The 26330-nt window shown below is 47.4% G+C and carries 25 protein-coding genes, 4 tRNA genes, 1 pseudogene and 1 riboswitch; of the genes and pseudogenes, 8 read left to right on the plus strand and 22 right to left on the minus strand.

The annotated features are described in order from the left end of the window. Positions 1–8 precede the first annotated feature (8 nt). On the plus strand, positions 9–1493 hold the full coding sequence (locus ACIFQM_RS01200; protein WP_430046677.1) for a recombinase family protein: 1485 nt from the start codon (positions 9–11) through the stop codon (positions 1491–1493). Between the two features lie 18 nt (positions 1494–1511). On the opposite strand, the pseudogene ACIFQM_RS01205 reads toward ACIFQM_RS01200, so the two are convergent. From ACIFQM_RS01205 to ACIFQM_RS01235, 7 genes and pseudogenes are all read right to left on the minus strand, one after another. After that, positions 1512–2396: pseudogene (locus tag ACIFQM_RS01205) on the minus strand (CpaF family protein); the annotation flags it as partial. A 17-nt stretch (positions 2397–2413) separates the two neighbouring features. Continuing rightward, the gene (locus ACIFQM_RS01210) at positions 2414–3562 is read right to left on the minus strand and encodes a ParA family protein (RefSeq protein WP_430039467.1); all 1149 of its coding nucleotides are present in this window, start codon (positions 3560–3562) and stop codon (positions 2414–2416) included. Between the two features lie 541 nt (positions 3563–4103). After that, positions 4104–6431 carry a histidine kinase gene (locus tag ACIFQM_RS01215; protein ID WP_430039464.1) on the minus strand — a complete coding sequence of 776 codons (2328 nt, stop codon included), beginning with the start codon at positions 6429–6431 and terminating at the stop codon, positions 4104–4106. 217 nt (positions 6432–6648) lie between these two features. Further along, complete coding sequence (locus tag ACIFQM_RS01220) at positions 6649–7536, minus strand: metal ABC transporter permease (protein ID WP_430039461.1); 888 nt, start codon at positions 7534–7536, stop codon at positions 6649–6651. Continuing rightward, a complete protein-coding gene (locus ACIFQM_RS01225) occupies positions 7533–8462 on the minus strand; it encodes a metal ABC transporter permease (RefSeq protein ID WP_430039459.1) in 930 nt (309 codons plus the stop codon). The genes ACIFQM_RS01220 and ACIFQM_RS01225 overlap by 4 nt, the downstream gene beginning before the upstream one ends. A gap of 5 nt (positions 8463–8467) precedes the next feature. After that, the gene (locus tag ACIFQM_RS01230; protein ID WP_430039456.1) at positions 8468–9232 is read right to left on the minus strand and encodes a metal ABC transporter ATP-binding protein; all 765 of its coding nucleotides are present in this window, start codon (positions 9230–9232) and stop codon (positions 8468–8470) included. Between the two features lie 15 nt (positions 9233–9247). Next, on the minus strand, positions 9248–10219 hold the full coding sequence (locus ACIFQM_RS01235) for a metal ABC transporter solute-binding protein, Zn/Mn family (RefSeq protein WP_430039454.1): 972 nt from the start codon (positions 10217–10219) through the stop codon (positions 9248–9250). Positions 10220–10455: 236 nt separating this feature from the next. Between ACIFQM_RS01235 and ACIFQM_RS01240 the strand changes: the two genes are divergently transcribed. Next, positions 10456–11265 (plus strand): DUF3153 domain-containing protein, encoded by an 810-nt coding sequence (locus tag ACIFQM_RS01240; RefSeq protein WP_430039451.1) that lies wholly within the window; start codon positions 10456–10458, stop codon positions 11263–11265. A 4-nt stretch (positions 11266–11269) separates the two neighbouring features. Here the strand turns inward: ACIFQM_RS01240 and ACIFQM_RS01245 are convergent, their stop codons facing one another. The 3 genes from ACIFQM_RS01245 to ACIFQM_RS01255 all read right to left on the minus strand — a co-directional run bounded on the left by ACIFQM_RS01245 (position 11270) and on the right by ACIFQM_RS01255 (position 12671). Beyond that, positions 11270–11710 (minus strand): thiol-disulfide oxidoreductase DCC family protein, encoded by a 441-nt coding sequence (locus tag ACIFQM_RS01245; RefSeq protein ID WP_430039449.1) that lies wholly within the window; start codon positions 11708–11710, stop codon positions 11270–11272. A gap of 92 nt (positions 11711–11802) precedes the next feature. Next, complete coding sequence (locus ACIFQM_RS01250) at positions 11803–12129, minus strand: hypothetical protein (RefSeq protein ID WP_137062016.1); 327 nt, start codon at positions 12127–12129, stop codon at positions 11803–11805. Between the two features lie 122 nt (positions 12130–12251). Then, positions 12252–12671, minus strand: coding sequence for an organic hydroperoxide resistance protein (locus ACIFQM_RS01255; RefSeq protein WP_134910699.1), 420 nt, complete (start codon positions 12669–12671; stop codon positions 12252–12254). A 286-nt stretch (positions 12672–12957) separates the two neighbouring features. On the opposite strand from ACIFQM_RS01255, the gene ACIFQM_RS01260 reads away from it, so the two are divergent. Then, positions 12958–14280 carry an Nramp family divalent metal transporter gene (locus ACIFQM_RS01260; RefSeq protein WP_430039446.1) on the plus strand — a complete coding sequence of 441 codons (1323 nt, stop codon included), beginning with the start codon at positions 12958–12960 and terminating at the stop codon, positions 14278–14280. Positions 14281–14377: 97 nt separating this feature from the next. On the opposite strand, the gene kdpC is transcribed toward ACIFQM_RS01260, so the two are convergent. The 5 genes from kdpC to ACIFQM_RS01285 form a co-directional block, all read right to left on the minus strand. Further along, the gene (gene kdpC, locus ACIFQM_RS01265; RefSeq protein ID WP_430039499.1) at positions 14378–15106 is read right to left on the minus strand and encodes a potassium-transporting ATPase subunit KdpC; all 729 of its coding nucleotides are present in this window, start codon (positions 15104–15106) and stop codon (positions 14378–14380) included. Positions 15107–15164: 58 nt separating this feature from the next. After that, entirely contained in the window at positions 15165–17195 is a 2031-nt protein-coding gene (kdpB, locus tag ACIFQM_RS01270) for a potassium-transporting ATPase subunit KdpB (protein ID WP_430039443.1), read from the minus strand. Positions 17196–17253: 58 nt separating this feature from the next. Continuing rightward, positions 17254–18930, minus strand: a complete 1677-nt coding sequence (gene kdpA / locus ACIFQM_RS01275) for a potassium-transporting ATPase subunit KdpA (RefSeq protein ID WP_430039496.1) — start codon at positions 18928–18930, stop codon at positions 17254–17256. 149 nt (positions 18931–19079) lie between these two features. Further along, positions 19080–19157: a K(+)-transporting ATPase subunit F gene (gene kdpF, locus ACIFQM_RS01280; RefSeq protein ID WP_081473791.1), complete on the minus strand. Its 78-nt coding sequence runs from the start codon at positions 19155–19157 to the stop codon at positions 19080–19082. 212 nt (positions 19158–19369) lie between these two features. After that, positions 19370–19765 carry a hypothetical protein gene (locus ACIFQM_RS01285; RefSeq protein ID WP_430039441.1) on the minus strand — a complete coding sequence of 132 codons (396 nt, stop codon included), beginning with the start codon at positions 19763–19765 and terminating at the stop codon, positions 19370–19372. 115 nt (positions 19766–19880) lie between these two features. Continuing rightward, a riboswitch (cyclic di-AMP (ydaO/yuaA leader) is annotated at positions 19881–20056 on the minus strand. A gap of 368 nt (positions 20057–20424) precedes the next feature. Between ACIFQM_RS01285 and ACIFQM_RS01290 the strand changes: the two genes are divergently transcribed. Beyond that, the gene (locus ACIFQM_RS01290) at positions 20425–20910 is read left to right on the plus strand and encodes a glutathione peroxidase (RefSeq protein WP_430039438.1); all 486 of its coding nucleotides are present in this window, start codon (positions 20425–20427) and stop codon (positions 20908–20910) included. A 156-nt stretch (positions 20911–21066) separates the two neighbouring features. On the opposite strand, the gene ACIFQM_RS01295 is transcribed toward ACIFQM_RS01290, so the two are convergent. After that, positions 21067–21149: transfer RNA gene (locus ACIFQM_RS01295), tRNA-Leu, on the minus strand. Between the two features lie 273 nt (positions 21150–21422). Between ACIFQM_RS01295 and ACIFQM_RS01300 the strand changes: the two genes are divergently transcribed. Both ACIFQM_RS01300 and ACIFQM_RS01305 read left to right on the plus strand, forming a co-directional pair. After that, a complete protein-coding gene (locus tag ACIFQM_RS01300; RefSeq protein WP_430039493.1) occupies positions 21423–22112 on the plus strand; it encodes an urease accessory protein UreF in 690 nt (229 codons plus the stop codon). Positions 22113–22465: 353 nt separating this feature from the next. Continuing rightward, positions 22466–22687 carry an XRE family transcriptional regulator gene (locus ACIFQM_RS01305; protein WP_137062010.1) on the plus strand — a complete coding sequence of 74 codons (222 nt, stop codon included), beginning with the start codon at positions 22466–22468 and terminating at the stop codon, positions 22685–22687. Positions 22688–22815: 128 nt separating this feature from the next. Here the strand turns inward: ACIFQM_RS01305 and ACIFQM_RS01310 are convergent, their stop codons facing one another. The 6 genes from ACIFQM_RS01310 to ACIFQM_RS01335 all read right to left on the minus strand — a co-directional run bounded on the left by ACIFQM_RS01310 (position 22816) and on the right by ACIFQM_RS01335 (position 24809). Continuing rightward, complete coding sequence (locus ACIFQM_RS01310; RefSeq protein ID WP_430039435.1) at positions 22816–23199, minus strand: helix-turn-helix domain-containing protein; 384 nt, start codon at positions 23197–23199, stop codon at positions 22816–22818. A gap of 105 nt (positions 23200–23304) precedes the next feature. Then, complete coding sequence (locus ACIFQM_RS01315) at positions 23305–23679, minus strand: helix-turn-helix domain-containing protein (RefSeq protein WP_430039432.1); 375 nt, start codon at positions 23677–23679, stop codon at positions 23305–23307. Positions 23680–23864: 185 nt separating this feature from the next. Further along, positions 23865–24320, minus strand: coding sequence for a MarR family winged helix-turn-helix transcriptional regulator (locus ACIFQM_RS01320; RefSeq protein WP_430039430.1), 456 nt, complete (start codon positions 24318–24320; stop codon positions 23865–23867). Positions 24321–24482: 162 nt separating this feature from the next. Continuing rightward, a tRNA-Leu gene (locus tag ACIFQM_RS01325) sits at positions 24483–24565 on the minus strand. 15 nt (positions 24566–24580) lie between these two features. Beyond that, positions 24581–24656 (minus strand) — tRNA-Lys (locus ACIFQM_RS01330). An 81-nt stretch (positions 24657–24737) separates the two neighbouring features. Continuing rightward, a tRNA-Glu gene (locus tag ACIFQM_RS01335) sits at positions 24738–24809 on the minus strand. Positions 24810–24859: 50 nt separating this feature from the next. On the opposite strand from ACIFQM_RS01335, the gene ACIFQM_RS01340 reads away from it, so the two are divergent. After that, positions 24860–25333, plus strand: a complete 474-nt coding sequence (locus ACIFQM_RS01340) for a DeoR/GlpR family DNA-binding transcription regulator (protein WP_430039428.1) — start codon at positions 24860–24862, stop codon at positions 25331–25333. Between the two features lie 47 nt (positions 25334–25380). Further along, positions 25381–26253 carry a Cof-type HAD-IIB family hydrolase gene (locus ACIFQM_RS01345; RefSeq protein WP_430039426.1) on the plus strand — a complete coding sequence of 291 codons (873 nt, stop codon included), beginning with the start codon at positions 25381–25383 and terminating at the stop codon, positions 26251–26253. The last annotated feature ends 77 nt before the right edge of the window (positions 26254–26330 follow it).

Raw genomic sequence — 26330 nt, forward strand, 5'->3', positions numbered from 1 at the left:
TGTTTGATATGAGAGCTGGTATTTATATTAGGGTATCAACAAATATGCAAGTCGAAGAAGGCTTTAGCTTAGATGGACAGCGCACGAGACTGATTAACTTTGCCAAGTCTCAAGACTGGGGAATTCATGATTTTTATGTGGATGAGGGGAAATCGGCAAAAGATTTAAAAAGGCCTGACATGGAACGTATGTTGAAAGATATGCAGGAACATAAATTTGATGTTGTGCTAGTTTATAAATTAGATCGTTTAACAAGGTCAGTTGGTGATCTCCATCAGTTATTGAAAGAATTCGAAAAATATGATGTGAAATTTAAATCAGCAACAGAGGTTTTTGATACTACAACTGCTATGGGTAAGTTGTTTATAACCATTGTAGCGGCACTAGCAGAGTGGGAACGCGGTACCATTTCGGAACGTGTGCGATTCGGCATCGAACAAATGATATTGGAAGGTAAACGCCCCGGTGGTATTTTGCCCTATGGATACAATAAAAATGAACAGGTCATACAGGAAGAAGCCGAGATAATAAAAGAAGCTCGTTCCTTATATTTGTCCGGTATGGGATATAAATCAGTTGCAATGAAATTAAACCGAGAAGATAAACTGCGCCGAGGACATGAATGGACTTCTGCGACCGTCTCATATACTCTCGAAAATCCATATTACGCCGGAATACTTCGACTAGGAACAAAACTCCCAGGAGGAGAGTACGTTAACCACAAACGCGACGAGCGAGTTAAATGCTTATATGGAGATGGAGATCACGAACCAATATTTACGAGACTAGAATATGAAGAATTGAAAGCATTTATGACACGTAAGAGTAACAGTGGATTTAGCCGAGTTCAGACCTATTGGTTCAGCGGCGTCCTGCGTTGTGGGCGTTGTGGAGGTTCTATGTTTGGACGACTTTCTAACAAACGCAAACTATCCAACGGTGAGATCGTGCGTACGCCCTACTATATTTGTTCTAATAAGCATAGCAACAAAAGCTGTGATATGCCTATGTTTCGACAAATACATGTAGAGCATTTGGTAATGCAATACATTAAACAAATCAAAATTGATCACGACGCGATAAATGAGATTAATGCAAGTGTTGAAAAAGAACTAGATAATAGAGACGACAAAGTGGAGGTTGCTAAAAAAGAACTTAAAAGGATTCAGGAGAGACGCGAGAAATGGCAGTATATGTTTGTAGAAGGGTTGATTTCAAAAGATCAAATCCGTAAACGTATTCAGGAGGAAGATGATTCGGAAGCGAAAGTACGTAAGATTATCGGTGAGAACGAGGGAGCTGTTTCTACAATACCCAAAATGGATGGTTTAATAGAGTTAGAACAACTTTGGGCTATCATGAATGATGAAGATAGAAAGGAAATGATTTATACAACATTTAAGAAAATAGAACTTAATACGGATGAAACCAATGTGAAGGGTGTTAGGAACAGATTTTTCGACGCTTACTTGGGCGAAGTCTTGTATAATTGAGTACCATTTTGTATTGTAAAGACTTCCATCATGTCCTGTGTTCATCGCCTGTAACATATCCAACGCCTCGCTTCCCCTGACCTCACCTACCACAATGCGATTGGGCCGCATACGCAGGGAGGAACGTATCAGATCACGAATCGTGATTTCACCCTTACCCTCGGTGTTGGCATTCCGTGTTTCCATGGAAACCAGATTAGGGACGGTTACAATTTGCAGCTCTGCCGAATCTTCAATCGTAATAATCCGTTCCGACGGCGGAATAAACTGGGATAATGCATTCAGAAAGGTGGTTTTACCGGAACCCGTACCCCCGCTTATAAAAATGTTGTACTTGCTGCGTACCAAGTCCTTGAGCATATGGGCGGCTTCTGCATCCAGCGCCCCCATTCGTATCAAATCATCCATCGTCATCGGACGCTCGGGAAACTTCCGTATCGTCATCGTCGGCCCTTTGAGAGCGACTGGCGGTAGCACAATATTTACGCGTGATCCATCCTTTAATCGGGCGTCGACAATCGGCGAAGACTCATTCACAATCCGGTTCACCCCGGCTACAATCGTCTGAATCAAATCCTCCAGTCGCTCACGGGATTCAAATTGATCGGGTGCCTGGATCACCTCACCTGCCCGCTCCACAAAAATTTCCCGGTGACTGTTAATCATAATTTCCGTAACCGTGGGATCATCAATCAACGGCTGGAGCACATCCAGCCCACGGAAGGAATTAAAAATTTTACGGACGAGCGCATGCTTTTCTCTGGAGGTCAAACCTGCCAGCTCTATGTCATGCAAAATTCGATTTTCAATATGCCGCACTAACTCTGCATCCCCTACTGAGGACGTGACGTCCAGGCCTCCCCGGATATCCGCTCGTAGTGCACGAAACCGTTCTTCATTCATGTTCATCGCCCCCCCCCTTAAGACCAAGCGGCGGGCGGCTGTGTTACAGTCTCCACATTCAGTAGCTCGCGGCACAGCTGGCGAATTTCCCGCTGATAAATCGGTGAACTAAGCAGCAGCTCACGATGCTGCATCTGCTTCCATGAAGGAATGTAAGGCAGCGCTCCGCTCAGCTCCATAAAGTCCCGAGGTAACGGATTGACCATAGTCCCCATATAACGGTTCACTACAAAACGGGTTTTGGTCAGCATGGCTTCAAGTCCTTCCGGCTGTGTGGCTTCCAGAGCATCCAGCCATAGACCGCACTTGTGCATACTCATTAAATCGTCCGCCAGCAGCCAAATCAGCTTATGGCTGGCTTTACACACAGCTTGAGCCCGGTCACCATTTTCAGACTCGCTATCTACGATTACGACATCATACTGTCCGCTTTCGGCAATCGTCCGAATCAGCTCTATCGCCTCATCACAGGTCATGTCCATCAGTTCCTTGCGGTTATTAACAGGCTGAAAGGTGTCGGCCTGAATTTCAGAACGACGCACACAATACGAAGTGACAGATAAGGGATTTCTCTCATACCCCGCTGCCTTGAGATCATAAAGCAGTCTGGACAGTCCCTCTCCTTCTGCTCCACCGGAACCCATGAACAACGAACTTGAATCCACCGTTTCCAAATTCAAATAAAAAACCGAATACCCCTCATTTCCCAACTGCTTGGAAATATTGAGCGCAGCCGTTGTCTTGCCCAGTCCGCCGGAGGCTGCAACCATGCCAATAATCATTCCGCCTTCCCGGCTGTTTACGCTCTGCTGCCCACTTGTCCGCTGTCTCGCCGTTTCCAAAATAAAGCCCACCAGTTCAGACAAGGGCTGATATTTTAATAAAGGTTGTCCGTATTCGCTCACCTGTTCCCCCTCGTGAAGCACAAGACAAGGGATATCAGAAGCCTCCCGATCTATCCAAAGACTCAAAAAAGCGGCTTCACCCACCACAACATCCGGCTTTTTCATTCCAGCCGTTTCCATCATGTATTGGCAAAATGCCTCAGGCTGCGAAAATGCCGTTACTCTCAGCCTTCTGGCGTACTCGCTTCCGTATACATAATTCAGCAGTGGCTCAATATAATCCCGACTACCTACAGCCAGAACCACTTTTACCGGAATCATGACGCTCTTCCCCTCCCCAAAAAACAACGCAAAAAAGCACCGTTCATCAAACCGTACAAACATACGGTTGGTGAACGGTGCTTCCGTCACGTGCAATCTATTTAATCGTAGAATAGCACAGCGCCTATTTTAGAGCAAGCATTTTTTATGTTAGAATTTCTTCACAATCCTTATGTAGCAAAAGGCGGGCATTCAAGCCCGCCTCCATTGCCTTAATCTTAGTAGAATTTGTGATGACAAGGACGATGACAGTGATGGTGACGATGATGACGATGTTTCCGGTGGTGATGTCCTTTCAGAACGCCACATTCTACATGAGTGAAACAACGACGCTTAACTTTAGGAACATACTTAACTGTAATCACCGTTGTTTTGGTAAGCTTCTTAAAGAAACGTTTTTTGGGCTTAGGAAAATGACAATGATGCGGACGATGTTTAAACATATTCAAATTCGCCTCCAATTCTTTGAGATAGAATATACTATGGAAGCACTGAACAATCGGAAACCAGCATCTGACTATTTATAAAAGGATTAGGCGATTCAATCCTCTTCCTCCAACTTGATGTCCGGATCATAGTCCGCCACGATCAGAACATCCATATGACGCGCTTGACGGAGAATTTGCGGGACGACCGCATCCTTTCCCCAACGGCTGCTTCTGGAGGACTGCCCCACAATTAACTGCGTCCCCATGTACCCTTCCACCGGAGTAATCAATATATCAGCAATCTTTCCCCGACTGGAAACAAGCCGGATTTCGAAGGTTCCTCCCAGACGGTGGGTTAGCATTTTCAATTGCTCCAGTCGCAAGTTTAGCTTCTCCGGTATGCTTATACCTACATGAACATAGGTCACGATCCACACCGCCTTCAAACGAAAAGCAATACGAAAGCCACGTCGAATCAGCCTTTCATCATTGTTACTAAGCGTCACCCCTACGAAGATTACTTCCTCTCTTCGCCACGGACCTCTAAGCGATTCGTGTCGATCCCACGATTCCAGCCGTTCGTCTACATCATCTGCCAATTCCCGCAGAGCAAGCTCACGCAGGGCAATCAGATTGCCTAATTTAAAAAAATGGCTAAGCGCCTGCTCCACTTTGACTGGATCGTATATTTTGCCATCACGCATACGCTGCTGCAACGATTTGGGAGCCACATCAATGAGCTGTACCTCATCGGCTAGCCGCATCATATGGTCGGGAACCGTCTCCCTCACCCGAATCCCGGTAATCTGCTCAACCGCGTCATTCAGACTCTCCAGATGCTGTACATTCATTGTGGAAATGACAGAAATCCCTTGTTCCAAAATCGTCAGTACATCCTCATAACGCTTGGATCTTGAACTGCCGGGAACATTGGTATGCGCCAGTTCGTCAATTAGGACCACCTCGGGATTGCGCCTGAGAATCGCTTCGGTATCCATTTCCTCCAAATGTACGCCATGCCGCTCCATAGTCTGACGAGGAACGGTATCCAGCGAGCCTACTTGTGCCAGCGTTTCCGCCCTTCCATGCGTTTCCAGCAGTCCGATAACAATATCAATCCCGCTTGTCAGCAGATCATTTCCCTCTCTGAGCATCGTGTACGTCTTGCCGACACCAGGAGCAGCACCAATATATACCTTGAGCCTGCCGCGCCGGATTTTGGCAGCCTCAGCCTGCGCTTCCTCATCGCTCAGACGATGATACGGATCATTGTCTCCCTCCTCCTGCCTCATCGTCGGCAAAATACGTTCGCCCTCCTGCTCAGCACGGTCGGCAATAAGCAGCAGATCCATATTTTTCATTCGCTTAAAGATTCCGTTTACCAGCGAGCCTCTGATCAGCTCCTGCCACCGGGTCTGCCGGGAATGTCCCATAACGATCCGGGTAACATTACGCGCCACCGCATAATGGATAAGCTGACGAGGCAATCTTCTGCGGGAAATGAGCGGGATTTCTTCAAATTCCGATCCTACCTTTTCAACCAGCTGCACAATTGAGCGCTTGAAGGCTGCCGATTCCTTGGACAGCTTGCCCTTCGGATCGACAAAGGAGGCCACCAGCATATCTCCGCCCAGTCTCTTGGCCACCTGCTCCCCCCTGCGTACATAAATGGACCCGTTCCAGTGATACTGGACAGGCACCAAAATACGCTCTGCGGCTCCTGACGCCCCGTGCAAACCCAATTCCTCCCGATGCCGCTCCAGTGAATCGTTCACATCCTCCGCTACCAATCGCAGAGCCAGCTCACGCAGCTTACCCAGATTCCCCCGATGAAACATCTCAGGATTGGGCGTATGCATGTACCCTTTCGCCAGCCGCTCCAAAATCGTTTCGGGTGTGACATCAATCAGACGAATTTCATCCGCCAGCTCCAGTGTATCGACAGGAACCGTATATTCTGCCTCTATCCCTGTAAGCTGATAAACCCAATCCGTAATCCCTTCCAGCTCATAGACATTGACCGTCGTAATGACGCTAATTCCTAGCTCTAGCAGATATTGAATATCCTCCAGCCGTGTTGGAAATGGGGCGCCTTCCCGGTTGCGATGTGCCAAATGATCCACCAGTACCACCTCGGGATTGCGATCCTCCAGTGCTTTCAAATTTAAATCCTTCTGCTCCACCCCATCCTGAACCCAATGGATACTGGGCACCCGCTCCAGTGTGCCTACCTGCTCCACCGTCTCACGCCGCTGCATGGTCGATACTGCACAAATTACAACGTCGATACCTTCATGCTGAAGCGATTGTCCTTCCAGAAGCATATGATACGTTTTGCCTGACCCACTGACCGCTCCAATGTATATTTTGAGTCTGCCCCGATGCAGTTTGTTTATGGAATCCAATATTTCCTCTGGTGATTTACGTTTAAAGCTCTCCATCTTTGTGCCTCCCTGCTACGTGACAGATTGTTCCTTCCGTTCTTGTATCGCTGTAATGAATGTACTCCCGTGTCCCCAACAATTCAAGATGCTCCGCTCCAGCTTGTGCAAAATAAGTCATACAGGGCAGCATACGCGCAAAAAAAACGCGCATTCAGGCGTTTTCTACCTGTCTGCACGCTATTTTAGGCACTCATAGATGATCGCTTTCTGCGAATTACTTGCTGTCTTCACGAACTAATCCTCGTTGCTGGAACAACTTTTGCCACACCACCCCATGGGACGGGGAGAAGAGGAAGGCCAACAGCAACAGCAAACCCGATACACACAGCATACATGCGGCAATAGAGGCATCCAGTACACTTGCTGTGTAAAAGCCTGCTACCGAACTGATCGCCCCCAACCCGACGCTGTACACAATCATACGGGATAGCTTCTCCGTCAGCAGATAAGCCGTAAGAGGCGGTACCACGAGCATTCCGACCACCAGAATCGCACCCACACTCTCAAACGATGCCACCGTCGTAAGCGAGACGAGACTCATCAGCAGATAATGAAAAAAAACAACCGGAATACCTAGCGAAGCCGCTAGTGCGGGATCGAAGGAAGTGATTTTAAATTGCTTGAAAAATAATCCTACCACGAGCAAATTAATCAAAAACATCGCACCCGTAATCCACACCGCTCTCGGACCGACATCTACGCCGGCTATCTCCAGCGTATTCCATGGCACATATGCAATCTCACCATATAGCACGTGATCCATATCCAGATGGACGTTGGAGGCAAACACGCTAACCAGCAGAACACCTATGGCAAACAGTGTCGTAAACACCACACCAATGGCGGCGTCACTTTGCAGACCGCTTTGCTGGAACAACTGAATCAGATACACCGTCAGGAGTCCCAATACCGCTGCACCAAACATCATCCACACTGAATCCCTAGACCCGCTGATCAAAAAAGCAATGACAATCCCCGGCAACACGGCATGGCTGATCGCATCACCGATCATGGCCATTTTCCGAAGCACGAGAAAGCAGCCAACCATACTGCATCCCCCTGCCACTAACATTCCCGTCAAGATCACATAAAAGGTACTCACAGCGCACGCTCCTTTCCATGGTGTGTAGCGGTTGCCTGCTCCAGATTTTTTCTGACGTTCAACCGAACGATAGCCTTGGAAATTAACCCGCGCTGCGGTGCAAAAACCAGACTCACACCGAACACCACGGTCGCGCACAGCACACACAACGGCCCTGTGGGCAGATTTTGCCCCAAAGCGCTAATGATTGTTCCACCGAAGCCCGCTATAGCACCAAACAAGCCTGAGAGGCACACCATGACACCCAGCTTCTCCGTCCAGTATCTTGCAGACACCGCGGGTGTAATCAACAGGGCCGCCATCATAATGACACCCACCGCCTGAATACCGGCAACTACCGCAATAACAATCAGCAGCATCAACAGCTTATCCAGCAAGCCTGCCGGAAAACCAAGTCCACGAGCAAAGCCGGGATCAAAGCTAAGCAGCTTAAATTCCTTAAAGAACAATATACAGATCCCGATCAGCACCACCGAAATGGCCGCCATCGTGTAGACATCAGACAATACCATCGCCGCTGCCTGACCAAACAGGAACTTATCCAATCCGCTCTGATTCCCCGCCCCGCTGTGCTGGATTTCCGTCAAGAGCATAATGCCAAAGCCGAAAAATACAGACAGCACGGCTGCAATCGCCGAATCGCTCTTGATTCGTGAGTACCGGGTCAGCGCACTGATGGCAAAGGTCGCAGCAATCCCTGCAATGGCGGCCCCGATCATAAATCCAAACACGGATTTTGTGCCCGTTATCATAAACGCTACACATACCCCCGGCAAAGCTGCATGTGCCAAAGCATCCCCCATGAGCGACTGCTTGCGCAAATACATAAAGCTGCCAATCACGCCGCTGCTTAAACCGAGCAAGATGCAGCCCAGCAAAATCCACTGCATATTCGGATCGGTCAAAAGCGTAGCCAAACTTGTCATAGCGCTCACCTCACTCCGAGTATCGTGCCGGAATTCGCACCTGTTTTGAGTATACTCAGACGTCCGCCATATGTACGTTGCAGATTGTCCTCGGTGAAAATATCTGCCGTTTCTCCGAACGCCATCAGATGCCCGTTCAGCAGCATGACCTGATCAAAATATTCTGTGACCGTAGACAAATCATGATGAACGACCAGTACGGTTTTTCCTTGCCGCTTCAGGTCTGTGAGCAATGAAATAATAGCTTTTTCTGTTGCAGCGTCTACACCTACAAACGGTTCATCCATAAAATAAAGCTGAGCGTCCTGCGCAAGTGCTCTGGCCAAAAAAACACGTTGCTGCTGCCCGCCAGATAACTGACTGATCTGTCTGTCCGCATAGTCGCTCATGCCTACCTTGTCCAGACTTTCCAGCGCTGCCTGACGATCAGCGGCTCCCGGCCGCTTGAACCAGCCAAGTCTCCCGTAACGTCCCATCATGACCACATCCAGCGCGTTCGTCGGAAAATCCCAATCTACCGACTCACGTTGCGGCACATAACCAACCTTGAGCAACTGCTGCTTATAAGGCTTGCCGTAAACCAACACCTCGCCCCTAAGCTTTGGTATTAGTCCCAGCGCAGCCTTGATCAGCGTGGACTTTCCGGCCCCGTTCGGACCAATAATACCAATCAGCTTGCCCTCCGGCACCTCGAAGGATATGTCAAGCAGAACGGGCTTTTTTTGATAAGCTACAGATAAATCACGAACCACAAGCGGTGAATGCCTCATGTGTTGCCTCCTCCTTTAATTAAGAGCTTTAACAATTGTATTGACGTTATGCTTGACCATACCAATATACGTACCGTCCTCCGTGCCCTCTTCACCCATCGCATCCGAATACAGCTCGCCGCCAACCTTGATCGTATGATCCTGCTGAGCCGCTCCCTGAATGACCGCATCTATGGCCTTTCTTGGAACGCTGGATTCTACGAATATAGCCTTGATTTTATGTTCAACCAAATAATCACGCAGCTTGGTCACATCCTGAGAGCCCGCTTCTGATTCTGTACTCATTCCTTGAAGCCCTTTCACTTGAATGCCGTAGGCATCTCCGAAATAGCCAAAAGCATCATGGGCCGTGACAAGCACACGCTGGGCTTCCGGTATGCTGGCAATCTGCTCCCGCGTGTAATCATCCAGCTTCCGCAGCTCAGCGAGATAGGCTTCTGCATTAGCCTTATAATCCTCAGCATGAGCAGCATCCAGCGCCGACAATTCATCTCTGACGGTTTCTACCGCAGACATCCAGTTTTGTACGTTAAACCAGATATGCGGATCATGCTCCGATCCCATTTCCGGGCTACCTGAGCGCAATTGATCCTGAGCCATATTTTTGGATACAGGTACGACAGGTTTTTGCTTGCCGATCTTCTCCAAAATGTCCTGCATTTTTCCTTCCAGATGCAACCCGTTATAAAAAATAATATCTGCCTGATCCAGTTTGCGCATATCTCCCTGAGAAGCCTTGTACAAATGCGGGTCAACGCCTGATCTCATAATGCCTGTGACCTCCACATGATTACCGCCTACCTTGCCGGCAATATCAGAAATCATGCCAATAGTAGCTGTGGCCTTTATTTTTTGCCCCGCCTCCCCAGCAGCTCCCTGCTCCGCCTTCTTACCATCAGTGCATGCACTTGCTGCAACTAAAACCAGGAACAATGTTCCTGCAATCAAAGCCCGACGCGGTACAGCCGCCTTAAACCGTTTATTCATGTTTCAATATCCTCCTCTATTTATATGCATTCAGGACAAAGTATTTCATGATGTAAATTATTTTTTCCTAATACTATATTTTAGAGTATACACTAAAATGTTTCCCTAAGGAAACATTTTAAATATAAAAGTCTATTTATCCTGTCAGTCCGTTCGATTTTAGCTCTCCGAATGTGTAATATATAGAAGATATCCAATCGTTACATGAAAGAACATATATAAAGAAGGTGAAGATCATGGAGCAAACAGAATGCGACCCTTACCGGAACAAGCATCAACAACATCGAACACGGAAAATGCTACTCATTTTTGTGCTGCTATGCTGTCTGGTCCCTCTCACTTCCTGTGCACGTGGGGATGTCCATGTAGACGTTCATCTGGATCAGAGCGTGGATATGGATGCTTCGTTCAGTGTGAACAATCAGACGCTGTTGATACTGAATAATCCCGGGCTGCTGGACCGCTTGGCCAAGCGGATTCAAGGCAACAATCTAAATGTCCAGCCACTATCTGAGCAGGGAAGAAAGGGTTATCAAATCAAGGGGCACTATCAAGGAGATTGGAGTGCAAGCGGAAAAAATCCCAATCAGGATTTAAATCTACCTGCGGGATTGGAATTTAAACGCACTGTGACCCAACATTTTTTCACAACGAATGTTGATCTTACGATGAAGCTCGATCTGCCACAAATGCTACCTGAGGAAGCACGGGGACTGAGTGACAAATTGGAGCAAATGAATGTGTTCGCACGTAAAATACTGGAGCGGCAGCTTGATCTTAATTTTAGCCTGTCCTTACCGATCCAGCCCGCTGCGAGCAATGCCGACAGTGTATCGGCAGACGGGAAGATACTACATTGGGATATTGCCCCATTAGAGCCTAATGAGCTAAAGCTATCCGTCAACGTACCCAATGTGCGTCATATCATATATGTAGCCGTTGCGGGCCTGATCCTCATTGCGGCAATTGTGATATGGCTGATCCGTCGTCATCGCTCCAAAAAGGGCTCTAATAAGGAAGCTGCTCCTCCGAAACCTGAATCCTGAACAGTTAAAAAAATCGTTGCCTCATTTCTGCTGGGGGGATCTGACATTGATCCTCCTCATCCTTGCCAAACCAGCGGTATCGGTTACGTGCCACCCAGCTATAGACTGCATTGCGTATAAAGCGGGGGACGAGGATGAAGACATAGGCCAGCGGATATGGAAAACGAAGATGTCTGGCAATCCGCAGAGCTGCGGTTGACCTCGTGTAATACATACCGCCTTCAATGAGTACGAACGTATCCAGCTTATCCGTTGACAATCCTCCTGCACGCAATAGTTTTTGTCCCTGCTCGGATTGCAAGGAACCAAAATGAAACGTCCCCTTCGGGTCACGCTTAATAATGAAGCGGGCCGCCCCCTGACAAAAATGGCATACACCATCCACCAACACAATTGAATAATCTTGCTGAGAAGGATTTTGATAAGCATCGTCAGATTGCTTCATAAATGCATTTCACCTCCAGGAAATAAACAAAAAAACGCCGAAATCATCCGACGCTTGTTTAACAATGTATAGGCTTTTACCTGTTTTGAGAACTAGCTCAATGCTTTCTCAAACAGCTGTTTCGATTTAATTTGCTCTAAAAACTCATCATGGAACTTATCCATACACTTACAGATAAAATCCTTATGACATACCGGGCAAGGCGTCGTTAGCAATCGACTGATATTCGTCAAGATCCACTCCGGATTACGTTGAGAAAAAACGCGGCATTCCGTTCCATCGGCCAAACTCATTTTAAACTCATAAAGCCCTTCTTTTTCGTTGCTGCCAGCCAGCGTGAAATTAACAATATTCGGTCTGTAAGACATCATATCACCCGTATTTTTCAAATTTGTTTCGTACCTGATGACCAGAATCACCTAAGCCATCTTAATGAATTTTGGCGATGATGTCAAATGGCCGCGGATCTCGACGAATCAAGGTCTATATGCAAAAGCCGCCGATCAATCAGCGTAAAACGTAGAGATGATGTGCTTCACGATCAAATGACGTTCAGCTCAACGTCAATATTGCCGCGAGTCGCTTTGGAATATGGACAAAAATCATGCGCCTGACGTGCCAAATCTTCGGCCTGAGAACGTTCAATTCCCGGTATTTTCACATCCAGACGCACTGCCAATTGGAAGCCGCCGTCGCTCGGGTCCTTACCGATGGACACATGACTGGTTACCTCAACGTTGTCCACTTTTACCTTGGCTTTGCGAGCAACATTGGCCAGTGCGCTCTCATAACAGGCGCCATAGCCTGCCGCAAACAATTGCTCCGGATTCGTAGCCTCTCCACCTGCGCCACCTAATTCCTTGGGCGTACTGAGCTTATGCTTCAAAACTCCGTCGGAGGAAGCGACAGAACCGTCTCTTCCACCATGTACCGTTGCTGATGCTGTGTATAATGCTTCCATGATTTCATCTCTCCTTCTTTAATATGTTTTACATTCTTCCGGGATCATCGTCATGTTAATAATGATTTCCTTCTCGTATGTACTTTAAACAAACCACACCAAATGAATCATTTGAAATATGGATGAAGGGAAGCTTGGTTTTTCATTATATCTATACAATAAGAATAATTTGCTTGTCCACACAAAAGTTGTACTAGACAAAAACTATTGTGAGTGTACAATATGGATAAAGCGATCATTATGTCACTAATAATATATTTCAACATGAATAAAGAAGGTGAAGCGTATGAGAAATACAAAAGGTAACTTGGCGGAAATCGCTTCACTAGCGGAAGTGAATCGTTCCTTGAACGTCCCGAAGAACGGCACGTGGTTTCGGAAATTCCTCGCCTTTGCCGGACCCGGCTATATGGTCGCTGTCGGCTATATGGACCCCGGCAACTGGGCTACAGACATTGCGGGCGGATCGAAATTTGGCTATACACTGCTCAGTGTCATTCTGATCTCTAATCTAATGGCCATCTTGCTGCAGGCTTTATCCGGCAAGCTCGGCATTGCCACAGGTAAAGATTTGGCTCAAATGTGCCGTGAAGCCTACAGTCGCCCGGTTGCGATCGGCTTATGGCTTCTATGCGAAATCGCTATTGCAGCCATGGATTTGGCCGAGGTCATCGGTTCAGCCATTGCACTCAAGCTGCTGTTCGGCATACCGCTATTGTATGGTGTCCTGATTACTGCCTTCGATGTCATGCTCATTTTATTACTGCAAAACAAAGGCTTTCGTGCTCTGGAAACGCTGGTCATTGTACTGATGGTGACGATTGCCGGCTGCTTTGGCATCAATCTCATTTTGGCTAAGCCGGAATGGAGCAGCGTGTTAGGTGGCTTTGTGCCGGACTCGCAAATCTTGACCAACCCAAGCATGCTGTATATCGCCATTGGTATTATGGGCGCTACCGTGATGCCCCATAACCTGTACCTGCATTCGTCCATCGTACAAACTCGTAAATTCGAGCAGACGTCAGCAGGCAAACGAGAGGCTATCAAATTCGCGACATGGGATTCGAGTATAGCGCTCATGTTCGCCCTGTTTATCAATGCCGCTATTCTGATCGTGGCCGCAGCCGTGTTCCATACCGCAGGAAAAACCGATGTGGCGGAGATCAGCGATGCTTTCTATCTGCTGTCGCCATTGCTCGGAACCACACTCGCGAGTATCCTGTTCGGGGTGGCGCTGCTCGCTTCTGGTCAGAATTCAACCGTAACCGGTACCTTAGCCGGGCAAATCGTCATGGAGGGCTTTCTCAGCCTTCGTCTCGCGCCTTGGCTGCGCCGTCTCGTGACCCGACTCATTGCTATCATTCCGGCGGTAATCGTCACAGCTATCGCGGGTGAGAAAGGGGCCGAAGAACTGCTGGTACTAAGTCAGGTAATTCTGTCCATCCAGCTTCCCTTTGCTATCATCCCGTTGCTGATCTTCACCAGCGACAAAAAGCGTATGGGTGAGTTTGCGAACAAAACATGGCAAAAAGTATTAACCTGGATCGTGACCGCCGTCATCATTGTTTTGAATGTGGTGCTTATCGTTCAAATCGTTTCAGGTCATTGAGAGCTAAGCAACACTTAATAAAATCAAAAAAAGGTATCTCACCAGCCAAATGGCTGCGGGATACCTTTTTTTGATCACTCTATTCCAACCTCTAGACTTACCACTTGGCAGGCTGTGCCTGCGTTTGTGCTTCAAGCGCGAGGTTCAGCTTGAGCACGTTCACACGTGGCTCACCGAACACTCCGGCACTGCGCCCTTCGGTCTGCTCCTGCACCAGTACCTTCAGCTTATCCTGCGCAATACCGGTCAAGCCGCTAATACGCGGGATCTGAACCTGTGCCGCCTGCGGCGAGATATGCGGGTCCAGACCAGAGCCAGAGTTCGTAATCAGGTCCACAGGAACCTGATTGATCGGTACATCCGGGTTATTTTTCTGCCAATCCGCTATGGAATCCTTGACCCGCTGTATCAAGGCCGGATTGGACGGTGCGTAATTACTGGAGCCTGAACCGGCCCCATTATAATCTATGCTCGATACCCTCCCCTGAAAAAATGCCGGATTCGCAAAGGACTGCCCGATCAGCTCGGAGCCGACTACCTGACCCTCGGCATTACGAAGCATACTGCCATTCGCCTGCTGCGGAAACAATACCTGTGCCACGCCCGTGCTAACCAGCGGATAAGCGAGGCCGCAAAGGAGGATCATCAGTACCGAGGTACGCAAGGCTACTCCTATAATGGTGCCTCCCCGCATCTCTTCTCTCTCCGGCTGTCCATTCGGCACAGCCCCCGTCTCTGGACGCTTGTTATTCCCCTGCCGGGCAGACCCGGCTTTTTCGTGGGCAGCAAATCTGCGTCCAGACATCATCCGATAAAAGCCACTCATGTTGCTCACCCTTTCCGCTTCCATTCAGTATCCAAAATGCACACCTTCACAGGCTGCGTTAAATCCACAAATGTACTAGCAAATCAATAGCTTTAATGCCAACAAACGGCACCACCATACCGCCCAAACCGTAAATCAGCAAATTCCGTCCCAGCAGACGATCCGAGCTCATGGGCTTATACTTCACGCCCTTCATGGCCAGCGGGATCAGAAGCGGAATAATAACAGCATTAAAGATCAGCGCCGACAAAATAGCAGATAGCGGAGAGCCAAGCCCCATCACGTTCAATGCGCTCATTTGCGGAATCGCCAGCATGAACATCGCCGGAATAATGGCAAAATATTTGGCAACATCGTTCGCGATACTGAATGTCGTCAATGCACCGCGTGTCATGAGTAGCTGTTTTCCGATAGCGACCACCTCAATAATCTTGGACGGATCGGAATCCAAATCCACCATATTGGCGGCTTCCTTGGCTGCAACCGTGCCACTATTCATGGCAAGCCCCACATCAGCCTGCGCCAGCGCAGGAGCATCATTCGTCCCGTCCCCGGTCATGGCAACCAGCTTGCCCAGCTCCTGCTCACGACGAATAACCGCAATTTTATCCTCTGGCTTGCTTTCAGCCACAAAATCATCCACACCCGCTTCCCGCGCAATCGTCGCAGCCGTCAGCGGATTATCCCCGGTACACATGATCGTATGGATACCCATTTCCCGGAGCTGATCAAACCGCTCCTTCATGCCCGGCTTCACCGTATCCTTCAAATAAATAATGCCATATATCCGATCATTCAGCGCGACAGCCAGCGGCGTACCTCCTTCAGAGGCCACCTGATTCGCTTTTTCCTCCAGATCGGCTGGGACGCTACCGTTTTGCGATAGTACCCACTGCCGGACAGAGTCCACCGCGCCCTTGCGTACCTTTCGTCCATCGGCCAGATCCAGACCACTCATCCGGGTTTCCGCCTTGAACTCGATAAAGGTCCCGCCTGCTGCCAAGGATTCATCCAGTGTGTACTCCTGCTTGCGCATCAACTCCAGAACTGAGCGCCCCTCGGGCGTCTCATCCTTCATCGAGCTCATCGCAGCCCACTTGACTAGCTCTGCCTCTTCTACGCCCCCTACAGGCACGAATTGGCTCGCCATCCGGTTACCGAAGGTAATTGTACCCGTTTTGTCCAGAATCATTGTATTGATGTCTCCAGATGCTTCTACCGCCTTGCCTGACATCGCCAGCACGTTAAACTGGGTGACCCGGTCCATACCAGCAATCCCGATGGCTGACAGCAGTCCTCCAATCGTGGTCGGAATCAGACAGACCAGCAACGAGATAAGCACGGGAACAGGCAAGTCAATGTTAAAATGACGAGCAATCGGTGCCAGTGTCACCACCACGATCATAAAAATAATCGTTAAGCTGATCAGCAGGGTATTCAGCGCAATCTCGTTCGGCGTCTTTTGGCGCTGTGCGCCTTCCACGAGCGAAATCATTTTATCAATGAACGTTTCGCCCGGTTCTGTCGTAATCCGCACCTTAATCCGGTCACTGACCACACGCGTCCCGCCGGTTACCGAGCAAAAATCACCACCCGATTCCTTGATCACCGGGGCCGATTCTCCCGTAATCGCCGATTCATCCACTGAGGCAAGACCTTCAATCACCTCACCATCGCTCGGAATCATCTCGCCCTGGGACACCATCACAATGTCACCCTTGCGCAGCTCGGTCGAGCTGACCACCTGAATCTCATCCCCGACAAGCTTATTGGCTTGAGTATCCTGCTTGGATTTTTTCAAAGAGGCAGCCTGTGCCTTACCCCGCCCTTCCGCGAGCGCTTCGGCAAAGTTAGCAAAGAGCAGCGTGAACAACAGAATCATAAAAACCGCCAGGTTAAAGCCCATTTCGTTACCCGTTCCAAAATAACCGGGGAACAGCAGCATCAGCAGCACGACCAATGTGCCGATCTCCACGACGAACATGACTGGATTTTTCATCATGATCATCGGATTTAATTTCATAAAGCTATCCTTGATCGCATGCTTCAAGATGCTTTTATCCAGCATGCGTTTGCGTTGTTCCTTCATGATCAAGCACCCCGTTCATTCATTCTCATTCTCATTTTCTTCTTCCTGTTCATCTTCTTCACATGGTCAAAAACTCAGCCACAGGCCCCAATACGATGACGGGCAAGAAGGTCAACGCACCAATCAGCAGCACAACCCCGATCAGAATCGCCCCAAACAGCTTGTTGTCTGTGCGAAGTGTGCCCGTCGTCACTGGAGTCGGTGCTTTGGCATTCAATGAAGCCGCTACAGCTAACAGTGCAACAATAGATACATATCGTCCAAAGAACATAACCACACCCGCTGTCGTGTTCCAGAATACGTTGTTATCCGCAAGACCCTCAAATCCCGAACCGTTATTAGCCGCAGATGACGCATATTCATATAACACCTGAGTCAACCCGTGATATCCGGGGTTCGTGACCGCATCGTATCCCCAATGACTCATAAAGGCGAGCGCAGTCGGCACCAAAATGAGAAACGGATGTACCAAAATGGCAATCGCGATCAGCTTCATTTCCTTGCCTTCTATTTTCCTGCCCATAAATTCCGGGGTCCTGCCGACCATCAATCCACATATAAACACACCCAGAATCGCATACATCAGCATATTCATCAGCCCGACACCCTTACCGCCGAAAATGACGTTCAGCATCATTTCGCCCAAAGCAGCCATACCGCCCAATGGAGTCAGTGTATCGTGCATGTTATTGACCGAGCCTGTCGTAGCCGCCGTCGTCACCGCCGTGAACAATGCCGATTGTCCGATGCCGAAGCGGACCTCTTTCCCTTCCATGCTACCCTGAGAAGCATCCACCCCCAGTGCCTGAATCAGCGGATTACCCGTTTTCTCTGATACGTACGTAATGGCTAGGAATACGAGAAACAGTACCATCATGGAGCTAAATATAATCCACCCCTGCTTGCGATTACGAGCGAATAGCCCAAAGGTATACGGCAGTGAAGCCGGCATCACCCACATCGCCAAAATTTCCAGCACATTCGTCCAGGGGTTTGGATTTTCAAAAGGATGCGCCGAGTTGGCCCCATAGAAACCGCCCCCGTTCGTCCCCAAGTGCTTGATTGATTCCAGCGAAGCAACGGGTCCCAAGGCCATTTGCTGCTGTGTTCCGCTCAGCGTCGTGATATCCGCCGCAGGCTGAAGCGTCTGCGGTACTTTCAATCCAACCAGCACCAGTGTAAGTACAAAGGCCAGTGGCAGGAAAATCCGTATAATCGCTTTGATAAAATCCTGAAAAAAGTTGCCCATTCCTTCTCCGCGCCGCGTCAATCCTCTCATAAAAGCCGCAGCAACCGAAAAACCGGAAGCAGCCGAAGTGAACATCATCATCGTAACAAACGCCATCTGTGTCAGATACGTAAGCCCGCTTTCTCCGCTATAATGCTGGAGATTCGTATTGGTCATAAAGCTGATCACCGTGTTAAAGGCCAGTGACGCCTCCATATTGCCGTTTCCAGTCGGGTTACCGGGAAGCAGTCCCTGCAAGCGCAGCAGCACATAGCTGATCGCTACAAGCACGACATTCGTAGCAATAAAGCTCATCACATACGTGGTCCAACGCATGCTCTCCAGCTTTTTCAATCCTATAACCTTATAAATCAACTTCTCCGTCCCGCCAAAGACTCGATCCGTCCGATTTGGTTCATTGGAGAACACATGATATATATAGGTGCCCACTGGTTTCACCAGGAGCAGCAATATCACAATCACAATTCCAATTTGCAGCAGCTCCATCATCTATTTCCTCCCTCAAAATACTCCTGCGTTTGGACAACAGACGGGTTCATCGCACCAGTCGAATGCACACGTTTGCGAAAGCCCGCTGACTCTGATGTTTCATCCATGATCTGCTGTCCCCCGCCCGCTTGATCCTGCTTAGCTGATTAGAACTTTTCAGGATTCAGGAGTGCGTAGATTAAATACACAAATACAATAGCCGTAAGCGCAAGCACAACCATCATCCCTTTCGCCCTCCTTTGGAGGTCTGCGCATCACACCAGCGTACAAGCATCAGTATCATTCCATAACTCACAGCCATCACCAGCAGCATGTATATATCCATCATGTTCATACCCTCCCGTATCCGTTCTTAATTCATCATTCTGACACTCTCGTAAAATCGCTATGCAACTAAATTCGCAAATTTTAATGTATACCAGCACACCGTAAGCGACTATCCGTTCAGCAGGAAACCCACCTCTCCGTTCAAAGTGTAGATCACATGGTCCGCTCCCAAACCTCGATAAATCCCTTGAGGATTACAGCCGTGTGTAATGACATAGATCGGATCTGCTGTCAGCGGCCGGCATATTTGCAGAAAACGGCACGTCAGATTCAAGCTGTTCTCGAACAAATACACGCAGCCAATTTCTTTTTTGGGAAAATTCCATTTCCCCGCTTGCATCGTATTGATGCGCACAACATGCTCCACACCCATTTTTTTGAGCTGTCGTTCCTCCTGAGCGCTATTCGTCAGAACCGCAAACGCCAGTTTTTTGAACATAAGCAATTTCACAAAATTTCTGCCCGTTTCATTTGGTGCAGTGACAATGATTAGCCGACCTTCCATCAGTAGCTCCTCTCCCGGTATAAAAAGACAACAAAAAGAAGCCAAAGGAAAAAGGCTTTCCTCCGGCTTCTTACGTAACCATGATAAAATAAACCATGGCTGCACACGGCGGTTTGTTGCCTCTCCCTGTACGCTTACGAGGTTAGCTGTCGGATTCGGACGTGAGAGTCGCCCTATTTCTGGCACTTGGCCAGAAAATTCACCCCATGAGACACACGGCCCTCTAAAAGCCGCATAGATCCCGTTTGGTTCCCCCGCTTTTGCAACTGCAAAATTCAGCGCTATAGACAATTCGTTGCTGCTTCATTCACTTCATTTGAAATTACGTCTTGAATCATACACCCGCGCAAGGAACACTGTAAAGCTCACCTGCGGGGTTATAAATCGGTCTTTAGAGCATAAAAGATTAATAACAGCGCTTACAACATAAATATTCTTCTCCCAGCTCCTTCAAGCTCGGTTTTTCATCTCTTTTCGAAAATGAAGAGGCATGTCAATATTGACGTATGGGGAGCGTTTTTTGTCCTTTATTTGTAAAAGAGAAAGAAAAAGTGCTGTATGCACCTGATAAACGGCGCATTACATCTATTTATAGGTTTGCAACTCTTCGTTAAATTTCTTACAATTTAATTGTAGAATATCAAATTAGGAGGAAAACCATGACCGTTTATGAATATGATGCACAAACCCTGCAAGGGAACGTAATTCCGTTGTCCACATACGAAGGAAAAGTACTGCTCATCGTGAATACAGCCAGCAAATGCGGGCTAACCCCCCAATACAAGGCGCTACAAGAACTATATGACCAATACCAAGAGCAGGGTCTTGAAATCTTGGGGTTTCCCAGCAATCAGTTTGCCAAGCAAGAGCCAGGTTCCAGCGAGGACATTTCGGAGTTTTGCCAGATCAACTATGGAGTTACATTTCCGATGTTTGCCAAAATAGATGTCAATGGCGATCAGGCGCACCTTTTATTTCGCTACCTCACCCAAACAGCTCCCGGCGTATTAGGCTCCAAAGCGATCAAATGGAATTTCACTAAATTTTTGATTACACGCGAAGGTAACGTATTTAAGCGCTATGCCCCACAGACAACTCCAGATAAACTGACGGGGGATATTGAGAAGCTTTTACAGCAAAGCTGACAGGCTATTTCATCACCTTCTCACAAGCAGCCGATCCAGGCAACTGCTCCTGCGGCTAGGAAAAAGGATATTTTAGTTCAGCTTATATAACAAAAAAAGCATCCAATCACGTCAAAAACGTGTCAGGATGCTTTTTTAACTGTGTCTTGCATGTAATGCGGTCGAGAGGACTCGAACCTCCACGGGCGTACGCCCACTACCCCCTCAAGATAGCGTGTCTGCCATTCCACCACGACCGCAAATTCTAATGTTTTGAGGCAACAGATTTATTATACTCCCTTGTATTCTATTTGTAAACATAAATACAACAATTATTTTAAAGTCATATAATATAACATGTAATAGCTATAAAAATATTTAATTTGACATGTCAGCACTATGAGTGTAAATATATATTACATAATATCTCTATTTTTTCTAAGTACTTTTCTGAATGCGCTTTTTAAAGTTATTTAATTTAACATGAACATTCTATTCCAAGGAGGCGAACCGCATTGCACAAAGGCAATCGTTTGCTGAACTACGCATTGCTGTTGGACCCTTCCCTGCCTGTCGGTGGCTTCACTCGTTCCTACGGGCTGGAGGAGCTGTTTCGCAATGGCCGCTTAACCTGTTTACAAGACTTGGAACACTATGTACGCACTGATCTGCTTCCTCAGTTCACATCCCTCGATGGCATGGCTATCAAAAGCCTCTATATCGCTGTTCAGCAAAATGATGGTTGGCGTATCGCCCTCATTGATAAAATGCTGCACGCCCAGCGCTCTTCCCTACAGCATGTGAAAGAGTCACGCCTATCTGGCCAACGCCTGCTTAAGCTCGCCAAAGCCTTGTACCCTTGGCTTGAATTTGACCAACTCGAAGCTACACTCATCCAATACAATGCGATTGGTACACTCGCAACCGTTCATAGTTGGATTAACGTTTCCCTTGGAAATAATGTAGAGCAGACCATTCACGGCTACCTTGCTGCGGCAGTGTCCTTCTGTGTCGAAGATGCTTTTAAGCTGCTCAATCCTCCTTCTGAGGAAAAGAACCCTGTTATTCAGCGAATGACCAACGAGCTGCTAGCCGCATGGAAACAATACAATGTCCCTGAGTCAGAGCCAACCGCATTTCAGCGCGGACTTCTGTATAGGCATTGGTCCAGCTCCTACATTACTCAGCCACCCTATATGAGCAGCAGCCACCAGCGCGGGTGAACTTCACTGATTCCTTCGTACGCCCTCGTTATACGCCTCCTGCATCCCCCTGATGCCTGTTTTCAAAATTCCAGCACCAATGCCAAAAGCACTCCCACCACTTTTTCCAGTGGCAGAGTGCTTTTTTTATCCGGAATACAACTGCAATTTCGCACAATTAACAGGCTTCAGATGGATCATCCAGACCATTCATCACTTAATTAAGTTATATTTTTATCCGAATTACGTATTTTAGATTGTAAAAACACGTATAAACGTGTATCATAGTTTCAGATGGTTAATTCTAACATGTTTACTGATGATTATTATAACACACCAATTATTCCGCAAGAATCCGTAAGGGGCGATTTCACTTGAACAACAAAATGCCTGTCACCTCCCTCGGGTGGGCCATCAAACAAAGGCTTGTCGAACTTCGGCTGGATCAGAAAACATTTTGTGAAACGCATAACATCCCGCCTTCACGCTTGTCCAATCTGATTCACGGCACCCGCAAAGCACAAAGGTACAGAAAACAAGTTGCTGCAATCCTCAACATTGACGATAACGATTATAAGGAGGCACCACCACTCTGAAACCAACGATGTGAGCGTCTTTCCAAGTATACGAGACGCTACAACATCGACAACCCAAATAAACTCGTCAATCGAACCCGCCAGTCCGTTTTACGTGTTTTCAACCTGAGTGATCTTTAGAGAGAAGATCATTCAGGCTGTGTTTTGTCATTCTCACCTTTTTGCTTACGATATTTCGCAAATTCCACATATTCTAATATGAAATTCTGTTCTTCTGTTTCCAGATCCTCTGCCTGGCTATTCAATGGCCCCATCACTCCAAAAAAATAAGCAGCCTTTTGCTCCTGAAGTACACCCTGACCAGGCTTGACGCCTTTCATTAACCAATCCAGCGATACATAAAAAAAGTCCGAAATCTGGATTAAATGCATCGTTCCCGGCGTTGTTTTTCCTCTTCTCCAGTCTCCAAGATTCCCCGAGCTGATTTTGAGCTTTTCACAAAACGCCTTCTTCGTCATTCCCCGATCCTTAATCAAGGCTTCAATCCGTTGATAAATCGTTTGGTCTCCCACAATTATCCCCTCCGACACCCTAACTTTTTATTGAACTGTTCCCAAATTTTAAATATCATTGCAAACATACTTATTCGGTAATCAATACTTTAATTCTGCACCCGTTTATTCTGTCATTGAATCTTCCTGATTTTTCTCTTTACGAAAGCGGGTAAATTCAATATACTCAAGTATAAAATCCTTTTCCGCCTCACTAAGCGATCCCCCCTGGCAATCCAGTTGCCCTGAAACTCCAAAAAAATAAGGGTCTCTCGACTCCCTCAGCGCCTCACCCTGCACATCGCGCCCCAACATGATCCAATCCAGACTGGCATTAAAAAACGAAGCGATTTCAATGAGTTTATTCGTGCCTGGCGTCGTTTTTCCTCTTTTCCAGTCCCCAAAGTTCCCTGTACTAATACCCAACTGCTCGCAGAACGCTTTTTTTGTCATTCCACGTTCCTTGATAAGTTCTTCAATACGTTGGTAAATAGATTGCATAGAAATTCCTTCCTCCCCAGCAGACTCTCAAATAACGATATCATGTCTCCTGTTCCCATTTCAAAGATCACGTGTGCCAAAATTGCCGAATTATGTATGTTGGCTTTCATTATACCACAATATACAACAAAAACCGCCTATTTTCCGAAGAAAATGGCGGCCCTCAGTCAGCTCGTGTACACCCATTACAAATTATAGTTGTCAATTTTAAGTAAAATCTGCTTCAATTCGTTCAGAGTTTCACCCAAGTGCAATAAATCTTCTTCTGGCAGAAGCACCAGTCTCTCTTGAATTTTATTGGAAAAGGTATGAAATACCTGTTCACAAAAAGCATCGCCTTCTTCTGTAATTGCCACGTTCACGACTCTGCGATCCGAGTCACACGAGTGGCGGTCAGCCAACCCAAGCTCCACCAGCTTGTCCAGCAAAGGAGTCATGTTCGGGCGTGAGACATTAAGTTGTTTGGACAAATCAGATACCGTAGACAAACGCACTTCTCGCAGCAACAGTAATGTCTGAAAGTTATTAGGCGACAAATGTAATGGGAAATCGAGCGGACCGTAGGCGAAAAATTTCTTCTTCACCATTGGAAACAAGCCCAAAATATTTTCTGATATATTCCCTAACAGCTGAGTGTCCATATTTTTCACCATCACTTCATCAGTTTATACTTATCATTCTATAACATTATGGCTTTATATTATACTATGGAATCATTATTTCTTCATAATAATCACTTTATTACATTACTGCACAAACAAAAAAAGCCTCTACTATGAGAGACTTTTCCGTTTATCCATTGATGCGGTCGAGAGGACTCGAACCTCCACGAGCATACGCTCACTACCCCCTCAAGATAGCGTGTCTGCCATTCCACCACGACCGCATAATAAAATATAAATGGTGAGCCATGAAGGACTCGAACCTTCGACACCCTGATTAAAAGTCAGGTGCTCTACCAACTGAGCTAATGGCTCATGCTGTTCATCCAAGATGTCCGCCATCAGACCTCAGGAATTTCCCTTAAGCATGTAACATGTAGTCCGTAAAGACAACAATGACCCGTAGGGGAATCGAACCCCTGTTACCTCCGTGAAAGGGAGGTGTCTTAACCGCTTGACCAACGGGCCGTATTTTAAACATCAACTTGGCGACAAGAAAGAGTATATCAAATAGAAGAATGTATGGCAATACTTATTTTAAAAAATGTAAAACAAGTAGTTTACCGAGAATTAAAACGCATTTTCACTTACGTAGAAATTATAAAGAGAGACTGCTCACCGTATCCTCAGAAAAACAAATTATCGGACAAATAGCTGCCGATATGGTTCGTGACGGGAATCGTATCATTCTCGACTCCTCCACCACTGTGCAAGCATGTGCCGAAAGACTCCATGTACAGGAATGCTCGGTCATTACCAATTCGATCAATCAGGCTGAGGTTCTTTCCGAAAAGGACGGTATGCTCAAGCACCAAATGATGAAACAGGCCGATCAGGTGATTATTCTTGCCGATCACTCCAAATTTGGAAAAAACCTTCCTTACCGCTTTGCCGATTTATACGAGGTGGATATCGTTATCACCGACCGCTTGCCAGACCCGGCCATGCTGGATGTTTTTCGCCGTTATGATGTTGAAATTATTGTTCCGTAAAGGAAGAAGTAGCATGAGACATAGAGAAGAAGACAGGAGATGGAGAAATGAAACTGTTTGCGATTGATTTGGACGGAACGCTGCTAAACGATGAAGGAAAAATAAGCAAGGTGAACGCTGACGCAATCCGCAAGGCACAGCAGCAAGGCATTCAGGTGACCATTGCCACGGGCAGAGCCGCTTATGATGCCTGGATCAAGCTGGAGGAAGCAGGACTTGTGGCTCCCGTCATCGGGGCAAACGGCGCGACCGTACACGATGCACATCGCCGCCAGCTAACCTCTACACCTATGGACCGGAATGAAACGTTTGAAGTGCTTAGCTGGCTGCGCGAAAACGATTTTTATTATGAGGTCATGACAGACCGCGCTATTTATTCTCCACAAAACGGTCATCAGCTGCTGGCTATTGAAATGGATCGCCTGCTAAGCGCCAATCCGGATATTTCGCTGGATACTCTGTTACATGCAGCCGAAAAACAATATGAACAGACCGGGCATACCCGTATCCCCTCGTATGAAGATATTCCGCTGGATGTAGAGATTTATAACGTGCTGTGCTTCTCCTTCGATCAAGCCAAGCTGAACCGGGGGCGTGAGCGTTACCGGGATTTTCCCGGCCTGAACATGGTCATTTCCTCAGACCGCAACTTCGAAGTCGAGCATAAGGATGCTTCCAAAGGAAACGCACTACGTTATCTTGCAGATTATCTGAGTATTCCCATGGAGGAAGCCGCAGCGGTAGGTGACAGCTATAATGATATTTCCATGCTGACAATGGTAGGTAAAGGCATCGCTATGGGCAATGCAAATGACGACATTAAGGCCGTCTGCTCTGAAGTTACCCTGACCAATGTAGAGAATGGCGTAGCACATACTCTCCTAAATATACTGGATCAACTTCCGAAGCCGACCTTGTAAACTAAAAATTCACATGCTGTGCCACTTTTCAGATCATCGTTATTTTCAGAATCGAATATAAACAAAAAAAGACGCTC

It is taken from the genome of Paenibacillus sp. NRS-1782, assembly GCF_050467685.1.
Lineage (GTDB): Bacteria > Bacillota > Bacilli > Paenibacillales > Paenibacillaceae > Paenibacillus > Paenibacillus terrae_A.

Bases quoted from the DNA above. Each gene is read 5' to 3' on its own strand.
- ACIFQM_RS01225 (WP_430039459.1), bottom strand. From the start codon at position 8,462: ATGACAAGTTTGGCTACGCTTTTGACCGATCCGAATATGCAGTGGATT.
- kdpB (WP_430039443.1), bottom strand. From the start codon at position 17,195: ATGAAGGAACAACGCAAACGCATGCTGGATAAAAGCATCTTGAAGCAT.
- ACIFQM_RS01285 (WP_430039441.1), bottom strand. From the start codon at position 19,765: ATGGAAGGTCGGCTAATCATTGTCACTGCACCAAATGAAACGGGCAGA.
- ACIFQM_RS01345 (WP_430039426.1), top strand. From the start codon at position 25,381: ATGAAACTGTTTGCGATTGATTTGGACGGAACGCTGCTAAACGATGAA.
- ACIFQM_RS01200 (WP_430046677.1), top strand. From the start codon at position 9: ATGAGAGCTGGTATTTATATTAGGGTATCAACAAATATGCAAGTCGAA.
- ACIFQM_RS01290 (WP_430039438.1), top strand. From the start codon at position 20,425: ATGACCGTTTATGAATATGATGCACAAACCCTGCAAGGGAACGTAATT.
- kdpF (WP_081473791.1), bottom strand. From the start codon at position 19,157: ATGATGGTTGTGCTTGCGCTTACGGCTATTGTATTTGTGTATTTAATC.
- ACIFQM_RS01260 (WP_430039446.1), top strand. From the start codon at position 12,958: ATGAGAAATACAAAAGGTAACTTGGCGGAAATCGCTTCACTAGCGGAA.
- ACIFQM_RS01315 (WP_430039432.1), bottom strand. From the start codon at position 23,679: ATGCAATCTATTTACCAACGTATTGAAGAACTTATCAAGGAACGTGGA.
- ACIFQM_RS01235 (WP_430039454.1), bottom strand. From the start codon at position 10,219: ATGAATAAACGGTTTAAGGCGGCTGTACCGCGTCGGGCTTTGATTGCA.
- ACIFQM_RS01320 (WP_430039430.1), bottom strand. From the start codon at position 24,320: ATGGACACTCAGCTGTTAGGGAATATATCAGAAAATATTTTGGGCTTG.
- ACIFQM_RS01210 (WP_430039467.1), bottom strand. From the start codon at position 3,562: ATGATTCCGGTAAAAGTGGTTCTGGCTGTAGGTAGTCGGGATTATATT.
- ACIFQM_RS01230 (WP_430039456.1), bottom strand. From the start codon at position 9,232: ATGAGGCATTCACCGCTTGTGGTTCGTGATTTATCTGTAGCTTATCAA.
- kdpC (WP_430039499.1), bottom strand. From the start codon at position 15,106: ATGAGTGGCTTTTATCGGATGATGTCTGGACGCAGATTTGCTGCCCAC.
- ACIFQM_RS01215 (WP_430039464.1), bottom strand. From the start codon at position 6,431: ATGGAGAGCTTTAAACGTAAATCACCAGAGGAAATATTGGATTCCATA.
- ACIFQM_RS01340 (WP_430039428.1), top strand. From the start codon at position 24,860: ATGTATGGCAATACTTATTTTAAAAAATGTAAAACAAGTAGTTTACCG.
- ACIFQM_RS01245 (WP_430039449.1), bottom strand. From the start codon at position 11,710: ATGAAGCAATCTGACGATGCTTATCAAAATCCTTCTCAGCAAGATTAT.
- ACIFQM_RS01240 (WP_430039451.1), top strand. From the start codon at position 10,456: ATGGAGCAAACAGAATGCGACCCTTACCGGAACAAGCATCAACAACAT.
- kdpA (WP_430039496.1), bottom strand. From the start codon at position 18,930: ATGGAGCTGCTGCAAATTGGAATTGTGATTGTGATATTGCTGCTCCTG.
- ACIFQM_RS01255 (WP_134910699.1), bottom strand. From the start codon at position 12,671: ATGGAAGCATTATACACAGCATCAGCAACGGTACATGGTGGAAGAGAC.